The following is a 19,273-nucleotide window of genomic DNA, read 5'->3' as shown; positions in this document are numbered from 1 at the left end:
AAAGGGAAGGCGCTATGTTTTATTTTAATTCAAATCTTTACATGTAAAGATTTTCACCCTCTATCACACCAACACAATCCCCATTAATTCAAGCAGTTGAAGTGCCTCAAATCGGCTAAAAATAGCTCCTTTGAGGTGGTTGGTGCGCAGATCAATCGTCGTGTTACTTGCATCTGTGAAGTTGGCGTATTCCAGGTGAGTGTTGCCAAAGAGTGAGCCTTTGAGGTCAGAGCCTCGAAAGTCTGCTTTTTCAAGTTTTGCGTTTTGAAAGTCGGCTTCGGTGATACGACATTCGCTCATCACAAGTCCGTTCAAGGTTAAGCCAAAAAAATTGCTATCACCCAGAAGGCAGTCACGAAAATGCAGTGGTTCAGGACTTAAAAGACTCTCCCAGTTTGCCATCGTCCAATCAATCCCGATCATTTTGCATGAGGAAAATTCAACAGCGTTCATTTTGGTGTCGGTGAGTTTCATAAGACTAAGATTACAGTTTTCAAAATGACAGCCGATAAACCGACATGAAGCGAAAAAGGTTTGACTAAAATCGCAGGAAACAAAGGTGCAGTCGTCAAACTCCGCTTTGGTGATCTTTTGTTTGTGCAGATTAACACCTGTGAAATTTTCTGCAAATACGTCCATTTTGTCCGTGATAGGTAAAGAAGTCATCATGTACAGCTTAATTGCTCGTGATTTCTCGGTAAATTTTCACCGCCAATGCCACGGCTTCAGCTTTCTCAGGCGCTGAAAGGCTTGGGAAAAATGCTCCAAGTCCCTCTTTGTGATTGGTTTCCAAAAATTCGATCATGAGAGCATAGCCTATGATAAACCCATCTTTTTGCTCAAAATTTTCACGAAAACGTTCCAGCAATTTTCCTCTCACGTGTGCCCATTTGACGATGAATTTTTTAATCAGCTCTTTGTGTTTTTGAAGAGAGTTTTGAATCTCCAATATCTCTTTAAATGTCGTAAATGTATTGATAATGTTCAAAAAAAGGCTGATATTGGCAGACTGCATCTGTTCTGAAAAAGCAACTGTTTTGAGTTCTAGTTTTTCGATAATGTAAGCTTCGATTTCTTCCAAGTCATACGATTGCTCGATGAAAAGTTTGAGACTTTCGGCGTTAATATCGATGTTTTCAAAGCCTTGTTTGGAGATGGTTTCAACATAGTTGTGGATGTCAAGTTTGAGCCTGCTAAATTCATCGTCGGCAATTTCAAGGATGCTTGCAATGCGTGAGAATTTTCGGCGAAACTCCCTTGGAACAGCGATGTTGGACTTGTAGCCGATGTCGTGTTCTATTTCCGCCCACGCATGTTGGAGAATGGTTCGCACTTGGATCTCAAATTTGAGCTTTTTGTAGTTTTTATACTCTCGAAGCTGCGCCCTTTCATCGTTGATGGAGCAGATGATGTGATACGAGAGGTAGCCGAAGCGATCAGGGTCAAGAATTTTCTTTTTGTCGATGGAATTGACTTCGTCTATTTTGAACTCTTTAAAGATAAGATTGACAATCTTCTCCACATCGATTTCAAAGTAACTGATGATGCGACAGCCCACAATATCGGTGATCTCGTCCAAGTTTTGGTACTTGTTTTTACCATCAATTTTTTTAGCTAAACTGCTTTTTTCTTTGACTCTGTTTTCAATGGAGTGATAGGAAATTTTCTCTTGGTCGAGGAGTTCTTTGAGTAAAATATCCATTTTGTCACTAAAATTCTCATATTGCTTGAGCTCTTTTTCATATTCGGCGATGAGATGGTGTTTGTTATTTTCCAAAATGCTTCCTTGTCCGCGATAAATAGAATTATTTTATAGTATGCGAGCTTAAGATCGTAAGCAAGAAGGGAGTGTCTACTTTAAGCCCAACTCTTATACAATTCAGAAGTAGTAACCAACTTCAAAAAAGGAGAGAGCATGGCAAAAAGTAAAGATATGAAAAAAGAAGTCAAAAAGAAACCCGAAAAGTCGTTAAAAGAGAAACGCGAAGAGAAAAAAGCGAAAAAAGCTTAGTTCTTAGCGTATCATGCAAGAGGGAGCGTTAATCGTCCCTCTTGCCATAATGCTTTACATGTAAACTTCTTCTTTCCACAAACAAATATTCCACAAATCAATTTTGTCTTATTTTTTCCTTTACATTATAAAAATACTGTAAGGGTAACTTAAGTACATGATTCTTATACTTCAGTAAGAACTTAATCTAAAAGAGAACCTATGAAAAAAATCGTTTTAATTGCAACAGTCGTTTTAAAAGATGGCAAAAATGAGGGTGTGCTAGAAGCTTTAACGGCTTTGCATCAGGCAACCCATCAAAACGATAAGGGCTGTTTACAATACGATGTTCACAAAGACAGAGAGAAAAAAAATACCTATGTTTTTATAGAGACGTGGGAGAATGAAACGCTTTTGGCGGAGCATATGGAAAAAGCGCATTTTACTGCTTACAAAGCCTTTATGGGTGAGCGGGTTGAGAGTATGACGCTCCAAAAATTAGAAAAAATTTTATAGGAAAAAACCATGGAAAATCCAACCATCAAACAACTGCAAAATCGAAAATCAATCCGTCAATTCACCGGTGAAGTGATCAGCGATGAGAACTTAGCGCTGATCTTTAAAACAGCGCAACGTGCTCCAACTTCCATTAACGCGCAACAAATAAGCCTTGTTTACACACGTGATAAAGCCAAGCTCAAAGAGATTTCCGAGTTGTGCAACCATCAAGCGCACATTGCCACAGCCGATGTTTTTGTCGGCATTGTCATCGACTTTAATCGCACCAATATGATTACTGAGAGTATGGGCAAAAAACATGTCATTGAGCAGAGTGCAGAGGGCATTATGGTTGGGGCTGTGGATGCGGGCATTATGCTTATTCAGCTTCAAGTCGCTGCTGAAGCATTGGGGTATGGCACGACATCGATTGGTGCGGTGCGTGAAAATTCTGACACGATGATAAAACTTTTCAACCTTCCTCCCAAAACGTTCTTAGCGGTAGGGTGTACCATCGGTGTTCCAACCAAAGAAGCCAAAAATGCTCCTTTGAAACCACGTGTTGCACTTGAGAGCTTCGCAATGCAAGATACCTACGATAGTGAAAAAGTGAAAAAAGGGGTATTGGAATATAATAAGACCTTTAAAGTTTTCAGAGATGCGACAGGAAGCGGTTCAATGCCTACTTACGCAGAGATTACCTCAAATGCGTATTCGAGTATTTACTACCGAAAGACAGGTAAAGTTTTAATGGCACAAGGGTTTGCGTTTAAGGATGAATAGCCTTTCAAACAGAGGAATGCCAAGGCATTCCTTTTCTCTTCTTTTACATGTAAAGAGTCACCATTAAAATTAAAACAAACGTTTGACATAAACATCTGTTTTGTGATAGCATTTGACCCATATATTTCATAAAGGAAGACAGTGTTCAAGATTCCTAGCAAAGCAAAAACAATCAACCAATCCAAAGCAAAGATCTTAGAAACGGCTTATCGTCTTTTTGGAGAGCGTTCTCCAGAAGATGTTTCTATCCGAGAGCCTGCCAAAGAAGCAGGGGTCAATATTGCTTCAATTCACTATTATTATGGAAGTAAAGAAGCATTGTATCTTGCTGTTGTGACCAACATTACAGAACTCATGGCTGAAAAATACAGTGCGTTTACACTTGCCTATGAAACAGCGCTCAAAACATCAATACCTTCTGATGCATTTTATATAATGTGGGTAAAATATCTTATCGAAACATTGGCTCGAACGATACTTGGTAAACTGAAAACCAATAATTATCTGCATCGTATTTTAATACGTGAGCAGATGACACCTTCCAATGGTTTTGAGCTTCTCTACACCAAGGGACTTGAGCCAATGCTGAATACATTAGATAGCTTGGTGGCGCATATCATGCACCAAGATAGTGCTACCATCGAAGTAAAAGCACGCACTCATGCCCTTCTTGGCTCGATCATCGTATTTAGTGTTCAACAAAGTACCATTTCACAGCGTATCCCTTTTTTAGGGGAAGATGTGGATACAAACATGGAAATTATTATTCGTACAATTTTAGAAAATACAGAGTATGTCTTACAAGAGTTGAGCAGACAAAGGAAATAGCGATGAAGAAGATAGCAATAGTGATTACATTGGCACTTTTAGGAAGTGGTGGATGGTACTATTATCAGAACTATGTCAAAGTATTGGATAAGACACTACATTTTTACGGAAACATCGAAAATCGTACACAAGATCTGGCGTTTCGTTTTCTTGGCAAGATTGAAACAATTGCAAAAGATGAAGGTCAGTCTATCGAAAAAGGTGAAATGCTTGTTACGCTAGATACTACATCATTGCGGTATGAATTGGAAAATATCAATGCGCAAATCATAGCTGAAAAGGCAACTCTAAAGAGGCTGATGAAAGGGTATCGTACAGAAGATATTGCTCAAGCACAAGCCAGTGTGCAAGAAAGCTATGCAGCATTTTTAGGGGTACAAGATATCTATAATAGACAAAAAAAACTGTTTGATTTGGATGCTACAACAGAGCAAGACTATATCGCAGCAAAGACACAATACGATAAAGCAAAAGCCACATACGATAAAGCAAAGAGCAATTATGCACTCCTTCAAAGTGGGTATCAAGTAGAAGATGTTGAGGTGCAAAAAGCCAAAGTATTGGCACTTGAAGCTAAAGCCAAAAGCCTTGAATACGACATTAAAGATGCGACGATTTATGCACCAATCAAAGGAACTATCCTTGCTCGTCACAAAGAGCCTTCTTCGATTGTGTCTGCTGGGCAGAGTATCTTACAAATCGCGTTAGAAGATGAATATTGGGTTCAAGCCTATGTTGATGAACCAGACCTTGGCTCAATCACGCAAGGTGAAAAGATGCTTGTGTATGTTGACTCACGCAAAAAACCGTATGAAGGTCACATTGGATTTATCTCTCCTGTTGCGGAGTTTACCCCTAAAAATATTGAAACAACACAGCTTCGTCCCGATCTTGTGTATCGTTTTCGCGTCATTATTGCAGAGCCTGATTCACATCTCAAACAAGGAATGCCTGTTACGATTACATGTCAAAAAGATCAGTAACCATGACGATTGTAACGGCTCAAAACCTCTCTAAAACATTTGCAAATAGTCAGAAACCAGCTTTTGATGCGTTAAATTTTAATATCGAGAGCGGAAAGATTACAGGGCTGGTGGGACCTGATGGTGCTGGAAAAACAACACTGATTCGTATCTTAGCAGGGTTGTTAAAATCCAGTAGTGGATCGTTGGAAATTTTAGGTACGACCATGCCTTGCTCTCAAAGTGACTTTTTACAGCAAATTGGTTATATGCCTCAAAAATTTGGTTTGTATGAAGACTTGAGTGTCGCAGAAAATATGCGACTTTATGCGGCTTTGCAAGACGTTGAAGAACCTACAAAACGCATCAAAGAGCTCTTAGATTTTACCGATCTTTCGGCTTTTTATACACGTAAGGCAGGAGCGCTTTCAGGCGGGATGAAGCAAAAACTAGGTCTAGCCTGCGCGTTGATTAAAAAACCAAAACTGTTACTGTTAGATGAACCAGGTGTTGGGGTTGACCCAATTTCGCGTAAAAATCTTTGGGAAATGATTCAGAGTCTTCTGAAAGAAGATATTGCAGTTTTGTGGGGCACATCGTATTTAGATGAAGCCGATAAATGTGATTCTGTGATATTGCTCAATGAAGGTAATGCCTTGTACCAAGGCACGCCTACAATTATGAAAGCGCCGTTGATTGGCTATGTGTACCGTATTGAAAACATAAACAGTGATAAGCGAGCACTCTTAACGGCGTTGTTGCATTTAGAAGACGTCATGGACGCAGTGTTAGTGGGTGAAGCGATACGCGTTAACCTGAAAGAAAATGCCTCTTTCCCCTTTGATGCGTTACATGCCTATGATGCCAAAGCAAAAGCGGTGGTGTGTGATCCCACCTTTGAAGATGCTTTTGTCCGTTTATTGGGAGTTAAAACCGAACCTGAATCACTCTTAGCTACAAAAATGGCTACGACTCCAATGAGCCATTCGCTTCTGATAGAAGCCAAGAATTTAACCAAAAAATTTGGTAATTTTACAGCAACAGATCATATTGATTTTGAAATTGGACGAGGGGAAATATTTGGCTTTTTAGGACCTAATGGTGCTGGAAAATCAACCACTTTTAAAATGCTTTGCGGATTGCTTGTTCCAACACAAGGTACTGCGAAAGTGATGGGTGAAGACCTCTATGTTGCTGGGGCAAATGCGCGAACACATATAGGCTATATGGCACAAAAATTTTCATTATACGGGAGTTTAAGTGTTCAAGATAACTTAGATTTTTTTGCAGGCGTGTATGGCTTATCTGGTCAAAAATGCGCGCAAAAAATAAAAGATATCATTCAAACATTTGAATTCAAACCGCATCTTCAAACCCAAGCAGATCTCTTACCTCTAGGCATTAAACAGCGTTTAGCGCTTTCGTGTGCCTTAATGCATGAGCCTTTGGTTCTGTTCTTAGATGAACCGACCAGCGGAGTTGATCCCATCACTCGCAAAGAGTTTTGGACACACATCAACGGCATTGTCAAAAAAGGTGTTTCAGTGATGGTGAGCACGCATTTTATGGATGAAGCAGAGTATTGTGATCGGATTATGTTGATTTATAAAGGCAAAGCCATTGCTTCGGGAACACCCGATGAGCTTAAACATCTTGTCTCTTTGAATGCGACAATGGAAGAGGCTTTTATTCATCTGATACAAGCATATGATCAAAGGCTTATAGATGAAAAGTAAACGTCTTGTTGCCCTTTTGATCAAAGAAAGCCTTCAAATCATACGTGATCCAAGCGCCATTTTAATTGCTATTATCTTGCCCCTTATTTTACTTTTTTTGATGGGATATGCTGTTTCATTAGATGCGAAACATATTCCTTTGGGGATATTTCCTAAAAGTAATACGAAAGAGGCTCATGAACTAGTAACTTCTTTTGTTGGATCGCCTTTTTTCGACACATCAATACAGTATGATAAACAAAAATTAATCCAATCACTTCAAGATGGCCATCTTAAGGGCGTGATGGAAGTCTCTGGTAATTTTGGAAAAAATAATACCTACGCGATACAACTTTTAATCGATGCGACAGAGCCTAACACAGGAGGTTTAATTCAAAATTATGCCTCGAAGATTATCCAAAAATGGGCGGTACAAGAAGGAATAATGCCCTCAGCAGGTATTAGTGTTATTCCACGCTATTGGTTCAATCCACCACTTTCGAGTCGTTATTTTTTACTTCCAGGCTCCATCGCGGTTATCATGATATTGATCGGTACTTTGCTGACAGCTTTGGTGATCGCGCGTGAGTGGGAACGAGGTACAATGGAAGCATTGATGGCAACACCCGCTTCGATGATGGAGATTATACTAGGCAAATTAATACCGTATTTTTGTTTAGGTATGGGCTCGATGGTGCTCTGTTTTGGTGTGGCTTATTTTTGGTATGAGATTCCTTTTGAAGGCAGTATCTGGATCTTATTTCTTTTAAGTGCTTTTTACCTTTTTCCTTCGCTTAGCATTGGCTTACTGATTTCCACGGTTGCAAAAAACCAATTTGTTGCTGCACAAGTTTCAATCGTTGCAGGCTATCTACCGGCATTTTTATTATCGGGTTTTTTATTTGAGATCAACAATATGCCTTACTGGTTGCAAATTTTTACACACATCATTCCTGCGCGTTATTTTGTTGAGTCCTTGCAGACAATTTTTCTTGTGGGAGATATACCTTCTATTTTTATCAAAGACATGGTGTGTATGTTTCTTGTCGGGCTTTTCTTTTTCTTACTGGTTGTCAAGAAAAGTAAAAAGGGATTGGAATGATTACACGGTTATGGGCCCTCATTCGTAAAGAAGCGTTAGCCATAAAAAATGACAAAAAAAGTCTTTTTGTGGTGATCGTACCACCTTTAATACAAGTGTTAATATTTTCTTTTGCCGCGACATTGGAGGTAAAAAATATTGATTTAGCGGTGTTTGATCACGATGGCTCACAGGCAAGTCAAGCTCTGATTCAAGACTTTAAAGGCTCTTCGTACATTAAAAACCTTGTGCAGATTAAGAGTGAGCATGACGTGGCAGAACTTCTCAATACCCAAAAAGTTTTAGCTGTTCTTGTCATACCTCAAGGCTTTAGCAAACAAATACAAAATGAAAAAGCAACGGTGCAGTTATTGTTAGATGGTAGGCGTTCCAATACAGCACAAATCGCGGAGGGTTATATCAGTAGCATTGTGCAGACATTTTTTCTCGCCCAATTACATGTAACACTCAATGTCACGATCAACACTCGATTTTTATACAATCCCAATATCAGCAATTTTTGGTGGATTGTCCCCAACCTTTTTGGCTCCATCACGATGGTGGTTGCCATGCTTTTAACATCGCTTTCCATTGCCAGAGAGCGAGAACTTGGCACATTTGATCAGATCTTGGTCTCACCGTTGCGCCCTTTTGAAATTCTTTTAGGTAAACTCATCCCTGCCTTAGTGATCAGCATTTTTGAATCAACCTTAATCTTACTGTCTGCCATTTATTTTTTTGGTGTCCCACTTATGGGCTCTTTAGCCATTCTTTATGCCAGTGTGGTTGTCTTTTTATTTTCCATATCAGGAGTTGGTTTGTTTATCTCGGCAATCTGCAATACTCAACAGCAAGCTATTTTAGGGGCATTTGTCTTTTTACTTCCTTCGTTTTTACTCTCAGGCTTTGCGACACCTGTGGAAAATATGCCTTTATGGCTTCAACCGTTGACCGAGTTCATTCCCCTTAAATACTACCTTATTCTGATCAAAGGGGTTTTCTTAAAAAATATCACATGGAGCGTTGCATGGCCACTGATTGCGCCTATGTTTGGATTAGGCATTATTTCTATGAGTGTAGCTATGGTATTTTTTAGACGGAAATCGCGTTAAGTATATATAAATCGTGTGTGGGCAACTACTTGGTTGCCCCTAAAAAAACTACGATTTAAACTTCGACAATTCATGATTGAGTGTTTCCGTGAGTTCATGAAGGTGCTCACTCGCTCCCGCGATCTCTTCGACACTACGTGTATTGGTATGGGTCAATGTACTAATTGCTTCGATATCTTTGGTAATGGCATCAATCTGATTTGGACGTATCGATATAATCTTGAACGGTTTTTTGCGTGTTGGTGATGGTACGTGCAAGAACGGTTGCCACTTCTGAAACATTGGACTGGACATTGATGGAAATGCCAGAGATTTTAGTGATATTTTCAGAGTTGGTATTCATCTCAACACTGACACCATTGATGGATTGTGTGACAACATTGATGGTCGCATTGATCTCGACCAAGGATTTTTGCGTACGCTCAGCTAGTTTGCGTACTTCATCCGCAACGACTGCAAATCCTCTTCCATGTTCTCCTGCCCTTGCTGCTTCAATGGCGGCATTGAGTGCGAGGAGATTGGTTTGATCGGCGATGTCATTGATGACATTAAGGACGTTTTTCACTTCATTGGTATATCACTCACAAGAGTGAGTTTGTTCGCAAGTTCGATTTCGTTGTGGGCGGTATTTTGAAGAAGACTTGAGAGGTTAGAAACGTTTTCTTCGACTTTTTTAAGGCTTTGTGTGACCTCATGTAATTCATTTTTAGAGCTTTCTGCACTATGCCTAGATTCTCTCAAATAGGCTTTTAATGAAGTAGCTTCTGTGGTGGTTTTAGTTACGATAAGCGCCTCTTCTTCAGCACGTCTCCCCACATCAATCGCAGAGATAGAGAGTTCATGTGCCACGGAAGCGTTTTCCGCACTGTTTGTTTTTGCCGTTGTAATGATGGTATGAATTTTATCGATGAAGAGATTGATGTTTTGACTCATCTTGCCTAACTCATCTCTTGAATGTATCGTAAGGCGTTGTGTCAAATCACCATCATTGCTAGAAAGGTTTTTGATGACATCATTGAGTCTCTCCAAAGGTTTAAACTGCGTATTGAGAATGAACCACAACAGAATCAGTGAAAGCCCAAGCAGGATATTTCCAGAGATAGTTAACGTGATGAACATGTGATCGATAGCTTTGAAAGCAACGTCTTTGTCTATGGTCACAAAAATAATCCAGCTATTTTCTAGCTTATTGAAAACTAATACTTTATCTTTTCCGTCGCTTGCTTGATAGTCATAAATGCCTTCAGGGCTATTTTTGACAAGAAGCTCAAGATGCTTAAGCGACTCATTGGCGTCATACAGCACTTTCCCAATTAATTTTGGATCAGGATGAACATTTCTTTTTCCCATAGCATCGGTTGCAAAGGCATACCCACCTTCAAATTTTTTTGTATTAATTTTCTCAATCACTTGGGTTAAATAAACATCATTGGAAACAACACCTGTGAATACACCATTCACAAATACAGGCGTGGCGATAGAAATGGTGGGTTGTCCTGTGGTGGCATCGGTGTAAACATCGGTGACGACAGATTTTCCTTCCGCTTTTGCCTTGATGTACCACGGTCGTTTTCTAGGATCATACCCCTCTTTTTGTTTCGTTTGGTCACTGTAGATCATCAAACCACTCTCTTCTACACCCATGTATGCTACGGCAGCTTTAGTCTTTTTAAACGCTGTTTGGAGATAAGGTTTCATCGTAACATCTGTAAATTCTGGCAAGTGGGCAATGTCTTCCGCGGTTGTCTCTAGGACGAGTTTTTGAGCATCAAACCACGAATCAATCTCCAGTTTTAACGCATGTGCTTTGGCTAATTGCGTCTGTTCTATCTCTTGCCGTAGGTCTTGTTTAAGATTGATAAAACTTAACATTCCAAAAATAAAGAGAGATGCTCCTAAAAATAGGCCTGCTGATACAATGATTTTTTGCTTAAATCCGAGATGCATATTGTTCCTTTATTTGACTCAATCGTGCAATTTTTTATGCAATGATACTGAGTGGAAATTACCAAACTATTACATCATCTTATAATTTATGAGTAATTTTATGACGTAAAATTAAAATAATAAAGAGAGCTATCAATAAACTTTTTTCGTTGGAAATCAAGTAGAAAAGTTTATCGTAGGGTTCAGAGCGAGCATAATTTTTAGCATTGTATGGAATAATTGAGTTATGATAGAGGAAAGATAAACGTGCTAAGGGAGAAAAAATGAGACGATTTTTGATGCGAATCTCTTTTGGGCTGATCCTCGCAAGTCTTGTGTTAAATGCTGTTTTGGTGGTGATGTTTTCATGGACCTATACCGCCCTCACGCAAGAGACACTCGTCGCAACGGTTTACTTTACAAAACCCTACGATAGCAGTGGTTTTCATGTCGCGCATTTGAATGGTGAAAATGGCAAAGTGGTTGGCGATTTTAAGATCTATGGTGAACAGTGGCGCATCGATGCTAAATTTATGAAAATGAAATACTGGTCCAATCTTTTAAAACTGGACTCACGCTATGTTTTAGAGCGCTTTGAAGGGCGTTATAAAAAGAGTGAAGACCAAAACAGCCATCAAAACCTCTCATACGATCTTGGCGAAAACACCTTATTAGATCGTTTCACCCTGCTGGGATGGAACCCCTTTGTCGACATTGAATATGGAAGCTCCGTCTACCAAGAAATCACACTTAATCAAGTCTTTGAAATCTATAAAACCCCAACAGGCTTCGTGGTACGAAGAGCTCCGTTGGCAGTGGATGACAATGCAATGAAGAGATGATTTTCTAGTTTGCATGGCTTGGGATGAAGTATAATTAGCTTTACATGTAAAAGTAGTCTAGCTGCATTTACATTTATTAAAGAAGGGAAAAATACGTAATGCATGCATACATAATAAATACAAAATATAGTGTCGAAATTTTAATAAATTTAATTTTTGATGAAATACATAGTCTCGATACTTTTAAAAGCGAACTATCAGCAAAAGAAAGTCAATTTCAGCATTATCAAAAAGAATTTGAATTTAAAGATTTTAATGATGATTTTTGTGATTTACAGGTACAAGATGCTTTTATAAAAATGGCTGAATCAAAGAAAGGTGTTGATATTTTGAAAAGTCAAATTCATGTATTATCTATAAGCATTCAAAATAAAGATTTTTCGATTCGAGCTCTATGCGGTGCATTATTGCAAATTACAAAACAAGGGATTTCTTTTGTACATGGTAAGTATAAACATTTAGCACCTAATGGGCACAAAACTTTTGGAGCAGAAACACTCAAAAATGTAATTTGGGAAGGTAGAAATCAAACATTACATTTTGAGGAAGGGATTTTTCAGCAACCAATAATAGACTGTTTCAAAAATTTGGAAATTGCTTATGGCTCAGATTTTTTATTATCCAAGCCACCCAAAAATAAATCACTTGAAATTATTAGATTATTGGACTGGACGACTTATAAAAACTATGAAAAAGATATGGTATCTATTTTAGGGTAGGATAATTATAAAAAGCCATTTCTACTTATTCATACTTCTTTTCCGCTAAAATACCTCTCCAAAAAATCTTTACATGTAAAACCTAGGAAAGCAGAAATTATGAATCCACTTATTCCCATTTTAGTGCAAAAAACTGGCATTGCCAAAGAAAATATTATCAACATTTTAAAGCTGTTAGATGAAGGCTCGACCATTCCGTTTATCGCAAGATACCGCAAGGAGATGACGGGTGGTGCGAGCGATGAGCAGTTACGTGAGTTTGAAAACATTTATGCGTATGCGAAAAAATTGCACGATCGCAAAGAGGAGATTTTACGGCTGATTGCTGAAAAAGCCAAGTTGAGCGATGCGGTGAAAAATGCTGTTGAAAAGGCGGAGAGTTTACAAGCATTGGAAGATATTTACCGACCGTACAAAGAGAAGAAAAACACCCGTGCGGCGCTTGCGATTGCGGCAGGGCTTACGCCATTGGCGGATGTTTTGGAGAGGGCAGAGTTAGAACTCGAAGCGTTTGAAAAGAGGGCGCAGAGTTTTGTGAATGACACGGTTAAAAGCGTGAAAGAAGCAATCATAGGGGCGCAGGACATCATCGCGGAGCGTTATAGTGATGATGCGAAAGAGCGTGAGTATTGGAGAGCGCAACTGCATGACTACGCTTCATTTGAGATCAAAGCGAGTAAAACGCTCAAGCCTGATGGACTTTACGCCAAGCTCGCAGGCAAAGCCGAGAAAATCGCCTCCATTCCCTCACACCGTTACCTTGCAATGATGCGAGGTGTTGCGGAAAAAGAGTTACATGTAAAGATATTGCATGACATGGAAAGGGTGGAGAGTGCGATAGAGCGTTACCGCATTCCACGCAATGCGAAAAGTTCCAAAAGCTATCTTTTGGAAGCCTATTTGGATGGGTTTAAAAGGCTTCTGTTTCCTTCGTTAGAGCGGGAAATTCATGCGCTTATTAAAGAAAAAGCTGACACACAGGCGATTGCCACCTTTGGTAAAAACCTCTCACAACTGCTCAACACACCGCCTGTGACCAAGCGCGTGATTTTAGGCGTTGACCCCGCGTACCGCACGGGGTGTAAACTCGCGGTTGTCGATGAACATGGTACGTACATGACGCACGCCGTCATCTATCCAACCCCGCCGCAAAGCGACTATGAAAAGTCTGCTAAGGTCATCAAAGAGTTTACTCAGAAGTATCGCATCACCGCCGTGGCGATTGGTAATGGGACGGGCTCGCGCGAAAGCCAAGAGTTTTTTGCACGTCTAAACCGCGAAGAGGGATTGAACCTTGCCTATACCGTGGTCTCCGAAGCGGGTGCTTCTATTTATTCCGCTTCTAAAATTGCCACCGAAGAGTACCCGAACCTTGACGTGACGATTCGCGGAGCGATCTCCATCGCACAACGCCTGCGTGACCCGATGGCAGCACTCGTCAAGATCGACCCAAAATCGCTTGGCATTGGTCAGTACCAACACGATGTCGATCAAAAACAGCTCGAGAAAAAATTGAATGAAGTGATCGAAGATTTAGTCAATCGCATCGGCGTTGATCCCAACAGCGCTTCTATCTCGCTACTCTCCTATGTGGCAGGCGTTGGTGCAAAACTTGCCAAAGCCATAGTCGAGCACCGTGAGAGTAAAGGGGCGTTTACATGTAAGTCTGAACTTTTACATGTAAAAGGTTTAGGGGCGAAAGCGTACGAGCAGTGTGCGGGGTTTTTTCGTATTCGTGAGGGGAAAAGTGTTCTTGATAACACAGGCGTTCACCCTGAGAGTTATGCCATTGCGCAAAAGCTTTTGGCGCGTGCTGATTTGGCAACACTTTCCAAAGAGCAGATTATCACTTTAGCGCTAGAGCAGGGCATTGGCGAAGCAACGCTTCAAGACATCATTGCCGAGCTTTTAAAACCAGGGTTTGACCCACGAGAGAGCTTGCCACCGATTGCCTTTCGTTCGGATTTGACCGACATCAGCGAGCTGAGTGAGGGTTCGATTGTTTCAGGCGTGGTGCGAAACATTGCTGATTTTGGCGCATTTGTGGACATTGGGCTTAAAAACGACGGACTCATTCATATCTCGCAAATGAGCGACAAACGCATCGCTCATCCTTTGGAAGTGCTCAGCATCAACCAACAACTCACACGTATTCGCGTCCTTGAAGTGGATAAAGAAAAAGGCAAAGTGAGTCTTAGTCTTAAAGAGCTACCGTAGGTTGGTAGCTCCGTTTCATTTTCTTATGCTTTAAACTGTTTGAGTTGAGCGTTGAGTGCTTCACTCATGGCATCAAGATCATGCGAAGTTGCAGCGATTTGTTCGATGCTTACAACATTTGAGGCAGCAGAAGTATTGATCTTTTCAAAGAGTGCTAAGATATTGTGGATGCCAAGTTTGATCTGTGTAGAATTATTGGCAGTGACTTCGACTTTCGCTTTCGCTTTTGACATCGTATCGACTGTTAAGGTAATGACCTTTTGAACAGTTTTAGAAGATTCTGAGCTCTCTTGAATAAAACGAGCATTGACGCTCATCTTTTCGCTGACACTATTGATTGACTGGACGATGACCTGAATTGTTGCGTTGATTTCCAGTAAGCTTTTTTGGGTTCGTTCTGCGAGTTTTCGTACTTCATCGGCTACCACGGCAAATCCACGCCCATGTTCACCCGCACGCGCCGCTTCGATGGCGGCATTGAGCGCTAAAAGATTGGTTTGATCGGCAATATCGCTAATCATGGTTAAGATGGATTGTACTTGTTCCGTCTCTTGTGAAAGCCTCTCTAAGTCGCCAGCAAGGGCATTTTCGGATTCTGAACTTTGTTGGATGTCCGCTTCCATGCGACTGATTTTAGTTTTTGCTTCTTGCAACATGGTGTTCGCATTATCAATCTCTTGAACCATCATGACAGATTGCTCTGTTGTTGCTTCTATGACCTCTTCAAGTTTGAGTAATTCTACTTGATTGAGATTGATCTCTTTGGCATTATCTTCAATATGCATGCCAATCGTATGGGACGTTTGACTAAGCTCTGCAGCCGTGAGGGCATTTTTTTCAGAAGCCTCTTTGACATTGTGCATAATGCTCTGCATTTTGGCAATGGAATGGTTAAAGTTGTCGGTAGCATTTGAAATTTCATCGTTTCCATCTAAGGTCACTTGGTAAAGAAGGTTGCCTTGTTGGAACTCTTGAGCTAAGAAGGAAATGGCTTTAATACGGTGCAAAATAACTTTAATGGAGAGATAAATTAAAGTAATGGTCGCAAGAAAGATAAACGCGAATATAAAACTAAGCATGATACTTTCATTGCGCAAAAGATCACTGGCATTGGTCTCATTGGCACTGGCATATTCATTGGCTAACACAACAATTTGATCAACAATATTTCGATGTTCTACATAGGCATCTTTCAGTTTTCCAGAGGCTAAGAGAGATGCTTGTTTAAAGTCTCCTGCTTGCACAGCAGGGATAAACTCTGTCTCCAAAAGTGTGAAATAGCGCATCGCTGGAGCATACGCTTTTTCAACCATCAGTGGTTTTATTTTCTCATGGTGAAGGTTTTTGACCCAAAAGGCATGTCTTTCTTCGTATTCTTGCTTTAATGTTTTGATTTTTGCGATAAAAGTGGCAAGTTCAGCGCTGTTCTCGGTGCGTAACATCTCTAAGCTAACCAGACGCGTTTCAATAATATATTCAGGTGGCGGTAAAATGTCAGCAACCAAATCTTTGGCGAGGATAATTTCATTGTAAAGTTTACCATTGATTTTAACTTCATGAATGGTTGTATAGGCAAAAAATGCAAATAAAAATGAGCCTGAGATAAAGACAATCGCAATACCCCAAAGCCGCAGTTTTATGGTGATGGACTTAAACATTAAAGATCCTTTGTAAAATTTCAAATATACACCCTATTTTACAGGAGAAATAAATGCTAGGTCATCCTTGGCTGATTAATAAATAATCAATTTTGAAATATTTTGATGTGAATAAAAACGCTATTTGCCTATTTATTAATCAAGTAAATAACTCGACATGAAATACTTTACATGTAAAGATCCCTTAGAAAAAATGGTGCAAGCCTTGATACCCAATATACAAGCCCACAAGCAAAATAAGGCCGCCTGAGAAATAAGGCGCTTTTTTGGCAAATTCCCCAAAGCCATTCCATCTTTTTGAGAGATGGCGCATACTCAACGCGGCGATGACACCTGATGCTACCAACGTAAGTGCAAAGACCAATGCTAAAGGCTAACACAAGCGCAACACCGAGTGTAAACTGTTTGAGTTGTAGACAGATGAGAAGCACCGTGATCGACGCAGGGCAGGGGATAAGTCCACCCGTTAATCCAAAAAGTAAGATCTGTCCATTGGTGACCTCTTTGTTTGAAAAACGCTTTTTAATATCTTTGGCGTGTGCAAGCTCATGCGGGTCACTGCAACTTCCAAGCTCTTCAAAGATGATCTCTTCTGTGCTGTGGTGATGCTCATGATGATGATGCTCATCGTGGTCATGACCATGCTCATGCGAATGATGATGGTCGTCGTCATGTTCATGTGTTGTGAAGCAGGCACGTTCATTTTTGCGTGTTTGCCAAAGTGTCCAGAGTGCAATGCCTACCATGAGACAGCCCGAAACAATTTCAAGGTACGGCTCTACTGCTTCGGTTGCAAAGCGAGCACCAAAATACATACCCAAAAGCGCGATAGCCCAAACCACCGCTGTATGCGAAAGCGTTGCCGCAATGCCCAGCATGATGGACTGTTTCACCGTTCCTTTAATGGCGATGATGAACGCCGCCATCATTGTTTTGGAGTGTCCGGGCTCTAAGCCGTGCAGTGCGCCAAGAAGAATGGCACTAGGCAGAAAAAGCCACGCGTTGCCTGAACTACTTTGAATGATTGAAGCGATGTCGGTCATTTATTTCCTTATTTATAAGTATTTTGTTATTTGTTTAAACTCTTGGATAACATCATCAGAACTGAGCGAGCCATCTTTTGCAGCGCTATCAAGACAATGGTCGATGTGGTCGTGTATGAGTAATTTTTTAGCATTTGAGATGGCTTTTTCTACTGCATGGAGTTGTTGGGCTATCTCAGAGCAGTTGCGTTCTTTCTCGATCATTGTCATAATACTTTTAAGGTGTCCATCAGCTCTTTTAAGGCGTTTGAGTATATCTTCGTGTGAAAGATGTTGCAACATGATGTATCCTATCCTATGGGGTAGGATATTATAGTTTAATAACTCTGTGAAAAAATTGAAAGAGTTAACATGTTGTTCACACAAAAAGATTACAATACGATAACTTGATTCAAAGGAGTCACCATGTATGGATATGAATGGATGGGGCACGGGTTTTTTATGCCGTGGATGATTGTATTTCCCATTATGCTTTTAGTGTTTTTTATGGTGATGCGAGGTGGTAGATCGTCTTGCCATCATCGCGAGAAGGAAGATGAAGCGTTAGAGATCGCCCGTAAGCGTTTTGCACGCGGAGAGATCGACGAAGAGGCTTTTGAAAAGATCAAAGAGAAGCTCAACGCTTAAGTATTACCTCTGTGAGAGAGTTTTAGCCAATGCTCGCTGAATTCTCTCATACTGTGAGTCAATGGGGTGTCCGTGGGATTCAAGATTTTTAAGGGCACTTTCACTTTCCGCCAGTTTCTTTTCCCACACGTAAATCTCTTTTTGTTTATTTGAAAGGGTAAGCTCTAGCTCTTTGGTTGATTTATGAAGCTGAGCTTTTTGGTTTAGCAGTAAATCTTCGCTCTTGAAAAGATGGGTGATCAAGGGTTTACGCTCATAGAGCTTTTCTTCGCCATTTTCTAAAAACTTGACCTCTTTAGCATCGGTATATTCGAGTCTATCAAGTGTTTGATGGATATGATCTAATTTCTCTTCTACTTTCTCATACTCTTTATGTTCTTTATAGAGATGTTTTGTAAGTTCTTTATGTTCATTTCGGTATGTGTTGAGTTTCTTTTTAATGGCGATAATATCGTTTCGTTTATCGTAAAGTGTTTGTTTGGATTTTTTATGTTGAATCATCGTCGAGCGAATGGTTGTCATATTCCATGCGCGATTGCTTTCATCTAAAATAGGGTTTGGTTTGTAATGATTGCCTTTGGCATCAATGGTCTCATGAATGCCATAGTGACTGAGAAATTCAATAGCTTTTTTCTCTTGATTTGAAAAGTGAAATAAAATAATTTCAGCGATGCTGAGCATCATTTTTTCAAACATCTCGCGCAGTAAAAAGTAGCTTAGTCCCCGAATTTCCCGCAAATCTTCAAGTTCACTGGACTCGATTACAACAATGTCGGAGATGTTCACAAAGACAGGGATAAAAAGAGCGCGAAATTCGGATGGGTTTATTTTTTTAATATTCAGTGTGCTATCAAGTGCAAAAGTGAGAAGTTCCAACATTCGTGCTTTGTACTCATCATTTGGGAAAAAACGTTTTTTATACTCTTGCAACATTTCAGGAGGAATACCACATGCTCTTCTATCGGGTCCATCCGCAGGTGTTTCTACTTGAAAAAATCGTTTGACGTAAATCACATTTTCTGTATATAAAAAGAGATCATTGTTCGTTAAAGAGAGTTTTTTAGCGATTTGTTCCTGTAAAAGGTCTTTGTATGAATGGTATTTTTTAGGTAGTTTACAACTGCGCGCGTTGGTAAGAACCTCTTCAATATTTTCTTCTTCAAAACGGTATAACACATCCAGATATAAATACTCTTTTGGCTCAAAATTTTCAAAAAATTTCTCAATGGTTTTTTCAACGAGACTAAATGATGACTCTTCCATAACTTCCCT

At 40.1% G+C, this 19,273-nt stretch carries 18 protein-coding genes and 1 pseudogene; 11 read left to right on the top strand and 8 right to left on the bottom strand.

Annotated features, from left to right (window positions below; all coding sequences use genetic code 11):
- Positions 1-63 precede the first annotated feature (63 nt).
- Positions 64-666 (bottom strand): pentapeptide repeat-containing protein, encoded by a 603-nt coding sequence (locus tag FA584_RS13305; protein ID WP_167750656.1) that lies wholly within the window; start codon positions 664-666, stop codon positions 64-66.
- A 10-nt stretch (positions 667-676) separates the two neighbouring features.
- Positions 677-1,777, bottom strand: a complete 1,101-nt coding sequence (locus FA584_RS13300) for a GTP pyrophosphokinase (protein ID WP_167749778.1) — start codon at positions 1,775-1,777, stop codon at positions 677-679.
- Positions 1,778-2,212: 435 nt separating this feature from the next.
- Here FA584_RS13300 and FA584_RS13295 point away from each other — a divergent pair, with 435 nt between their 5' ends.
- The 7 genes from FA584_RS13295 (at position 2,213) to FA584_RS13265 (ending at position 8,969) form a co-directional block, all read left to right on the top strand.
- Positions 2,213-2,506, top strand: coding sequence for a putative quinol monooxygenase (locus FA584_RS13295; protein ID WP_167749777.1), 294 nt, complete (start codon positions 2,213-2,215; stop codon positions 2,504-2,506).
- A 9-nt stretch (positions 2,507-2,515) separates the two neighbouring features.
- Positions 2,516-3,271, top strand: a complete 756-nt coding sequence (locus tag FA584_RS13290; protein ID WP_167749776.1) for a nitroreductase family protein — start codon at positions 2,516-2,518, stop codon at positions 3,269-3,271.
- Between the two features lie 141 nt (positions 3,272-3,412).
- On the top strand, positions 3,413-4,099 hold the full coding sequence (locus FA584_RS13285) for a CerR family C-terminal domain-containing protein (RefSeq protein WP_167749775.1): 687 nt from the start codon (positions 3,413-3,415) through the stop codon (positions 4,097-4,099).
- 2 nt (positions 4,100-4,101) lie between these two features.
- Positions 4,102-5,082, top strand: a complete 981-nt coding sequence (locus tag FA584_RS13280) for an HlyD family secretion protein (RefSeq protein WP_167749774.1) — start codon at positions 4,102-4,104, stop codon at positions 5,080-5,082.
- A 2-nt stretch (positions 5,083-5,084) separates the two neighbouring features.
- A complete protein-coding gene (locus tag FA584_RS13275) occupies positions 5,085-6,797 on the top strand; it encodes an ATP-binding cassette domain-containing protein (protein ID WP_167750655.1) in 1,713 nt (570 codons plus the stop codon).
- Positions 6,787-7,878 (top strand): ABC transporter permease, encoded by a 1,092-nt coding sequence (locus FA584_RS13270; RefSeq protein ID WP_167749773.1) that lies wholly within the window; start codon positions 6,787-6,789, stop codon positions 7,876-7,878. Before FA584_RS13275 ends, FA584_RS13270 begins: the two co-directional genes overlap by 11 nt.
- Entirely contained in the window at positions 7,875-8,969 is a 1,095-nt protein-coding gene (locus tag FA584_RS13265) for an ABC transporter permease (protein ID WP_167749772.1), read from the top strand. The genes FA584_RS13270 and FA584_RS13265 overlap by 4 nt, the downstream gene beginning before the upstream one ends.
- Positions 8,970-9,159: 190 nt before the next feature.
- Here the strand turns inward: FA584_RS13265 and FA584_RS14570 are convergent.
- Both FA584_RS14570 and FA584_RS13260 read right to left on the bottom strand, forming a co-directional pair.
- A pseudogene (locus FA584_RS14570) lies at positions 9,160-9,525 on the bottom strand (methyl-accepting chemotaxis protein); the annotation flags it as partial.
- A gap of 5 nt (positions 9,526-9,530) precedes the next feature.
- Positions 9,531-10,916: a PDC sensor domain-containing protein gene (locus FA584_RS13260; RefSeq protein WP_228448569.1), complete on the bottom strand. Its 1,386-nt coding sequence runs from the start codon at positions 10,914-10,916 to the stop codon at positions 9,531-9,533.
- Positions 10,917-11,179: 263 nt separating this feature from the next.
- Here FA584_RS13260 and FA584_RS13255 point away from each other — a divergent pair, with 263 nt between their 5' ends.
- The 3 genes from FA584_RS13255 to FA584_RS13245 all read left to right on the top strand — a co-directional run bounded on the left by FA584_RS13255 (position 11,180) and on the right by FA584_RS13245 (position 14,673).
- Positions 11,180-11,737 (top strand): hypothetical protein, encoded by a 558-nt coding sequence (locus FA584_RS13255; protein ID WP_096047614.1) that lies wholly within the window; start codon positions 11,180-11,182, stop codon positions 11,735-11,737.
- A 98-nt stretch (positions 11,738-11,835) separates the two neighbouring features.
- Entirely contained in the window at positions 11,836-12,456 is a 621-nt protein-coding gene (locus FA584_RS13250) for a hypothetical protein (protein ID WP_167749771.1), read from the top strand.
- 99 nt (positions 12,457-12,555) lie between these two features.
- Complete coding sequence (locus tag FA584_RS13245; RefSeq protein WP_167749770.1) at positions 12,556-14,673, top strand: helix-hairpin-helix domain-containing protein; 2,118 nt, start codon at positions 12,556-12,558, stop codon at positions 14,671-14,673.
- A 23-nt stretch (positions 14,674-14,696) separates the two neighbouring features.
- Here FA584_RS13245 and FA584_RS14810 read toward each other — a convergent pair whose 3' ends face one another.
- From FA584_RS14810 to FA584_RS13230, 3 genes are all read right to left on the bottom strand, one after another.
- Positions 14,697-16,331, bottom strand: coding sequence for a methyl-accepting chemotaxis protein (locus FA584_RS14810; protein ID WP_087439627.1), 1,635 nt, complete (start codon positions 16,329-16,331; stop codon positions 14,697-14,699).
- Between the two features lie 167 nt (positions 16,332-16,498).
- The gene (locus tag FA584_RS13235) at positions 16,499-17,374 is read right to left on the bottom strand and encodes a nickel/cobalt efflux transporter (RefSeq protein ID WP_228448568.1); all 876 of its coding nucleotides are present in this window, start codon (positions 17,372-17,374) and stop codon (positions 16,499-16,501) included.
- A gap of 12 nt (positions 17,375-17,386) precedes the next feature.
- Positions 17,387-17,656, bottom strand: coding sequence for a metal-sensing transcriptional repressor (locus tag FA584_RS13230; protein WP_167749769.1), 270 nt, complete (start codon positions 17,654-17,656; stop codon positions 17,387-17,389).
- 123 nt (positions 17,657-17,779) lie between these two features.
- Here FA584_RS13230 and FA584_RS13225 point away from each other — a divergent pair, with 123 nt between their 5' ends.
- Positions 17,780-18,001: an SHOCT domain-containing protein gene (locus FA584_RS13225; RefSeq protein ID WP_096047608.1), complete on the top strand. Its 222-nt coding sequence runs from the start codon at positions 17,780-17,782 to the stop codon at positions 17,999-18,001.
- 3 nt (positions 18,002-18,004) lie between these two features.
- On the opposite strand, the gene FA584_RS13220 is transcribed toward FA584_RS13225, so the two are convergent.
- The gene (locus FA584_RS13220; RefSeq protein ID WP_096047607.1) at positions 18,005-19,264 is read right to left on the bottom strand and encodes a hypothetical protein; all 1,260 of its coding nucleotides are present in this window, start codon (positions 19,262-19,264) and stop codon (positions 18,005-18,007) included.
- Between the last annotated feature and the right edge of the window lie 9 nt (positions 19,265-19,273).

The sequence above is a fragment of the Sulfurospirillum diekertiae genome (genome assembly GCF_011769985.2).
Taxonomy (GTDB): domain Bacteria; phylum Campylobacterota; class Campylobacteria; order Campylobacterales; family Sulfurospirillaceae; genus Sulfurospirillum; species Sulfurospirillum diekertiae.
Note: the sequence above shows the minus strand (reverse complement) of the source record. Positions and strands in the feature narration are given on the sequence as shown.

What these genes read in the sequence shown, in the direction of transcription:
- FA584_RS13270 (WP_167749773.1), top strand. Translation starts at nt 6,787, where the DNA reads ATGAAAAGTAAACGTCTTGTTGCCCTTTTGATCAAAGAAAGCCTTCAA.
- FA584_RS13295 (WP_167749777.1), top strand. Translation starts at nt 2,213, where the DNA reads ATGAAAAAAATCGTTTTAATTGCAACAGTCGTTTTAAAAGATGGCAAA.
- FA584_RS13305 (WP_167750656.1), bottom strand. Translation starts at nt 666, where the DNA reads ATGACTTCTTTACCTATCACGGACAAAATGGACGTATTTGCAGAAAAT.
- FA584_RS14810 (WP_087439627.1), bottom strand. Translation starts at nt 16,331, where the DNA reads ATGTTTAAGTCCATCACCATAAAACTGCGGCTTTGGGGTATTGCGATT.
- FA584_RS13255 (WP_096047614.1), top strand. Translation starts at nt 11,180, where the DNA reads ATGAGACGATTTTTGATGCGAATCTCTTTTGGGCTGATCCTCGCAAGT.
- FA584_RS13280 (WP_167749774.1), top strand. Translation starts at nt 4,102, where the DNA reads ATGAAGAAGATAGCAATAGTGATTACATTGGCACTTTTAGGAAGTGGT.
- FA584_RS13230 (WP_167749769.1), bottom strand. Translation starts at nt 17,656, where the DNA reads ATGTTGCAACATCTTTCACACGAAGATATACTCAAACGCCTTAAAAGA.
- FA584_RS13225 (WP_096047608.1), top strand. Translation starts at nt 17,780, where the DNA reads ATGTATGGATATGAATGGATGGGGCACGGGTTTTTTATGCCGTGGATG.
- FA584_RS13250 (WP_167749771.1), top strand. Translation starts at nt 11,836, where the DNA reads ATGCATGCATACATAATAAATACAAAATATAGTGTCGAAATTTTAATA.
- FA584_RS13260 (WP_228448569.1), bottom strand. Translation starts at nt 10,916, where the DNA reads ATGCATCTCGGATTTAAGCAAAAAATCATTGTATCAGCAGGCCTATTT.
- FA584_RS13265 (WP_167749772.1), top strand. Translation starts at nt 7,875, where the DNA reads ATGATTACACGGTTATGGGCCCTCATTCGTAAAGAAGCGTTAGCCATA.
- FA584_RS13275 (WP_167750655.1), top strand. Translation starts at nt 5,085, where the DNA reads ATGACGATTGTAACGGCTCAAAACCTCTCTAAAACATTTGCAAATAGT.
- FA584_RS13245 (WP_167749770.1), top strand. Translation starts at nt 12,556, where the DNA reads ATGAATCCACTTATTCCCATTTTAGTGCAAAAAACTGGCATTGCCAAA.
- FA584_RS13290 (WP_167749776.1), top strand. Translation starts at nt 2,516, where the DNA reads ATGGAAAATCCAACCATCAAACAACTGCAAAATCGAAAATCAATCCGT.
- FA584_RS13235 (WP_228448568.1), bottom strand. Translation starts at nt 17,374, where the DNA reads ATGACCGACATCGCTTCAATCATTCAAAGTAGTTCAGGCAACGCGTGG.
- FA584_RS13220 (WP_096047607.1), bottom strand. Translation starts at nt 19,264, where the DNA reads ATGGAAGAGTCATCATTTAGTCTCGTTGAAAAAACCATTGAGAAATTT.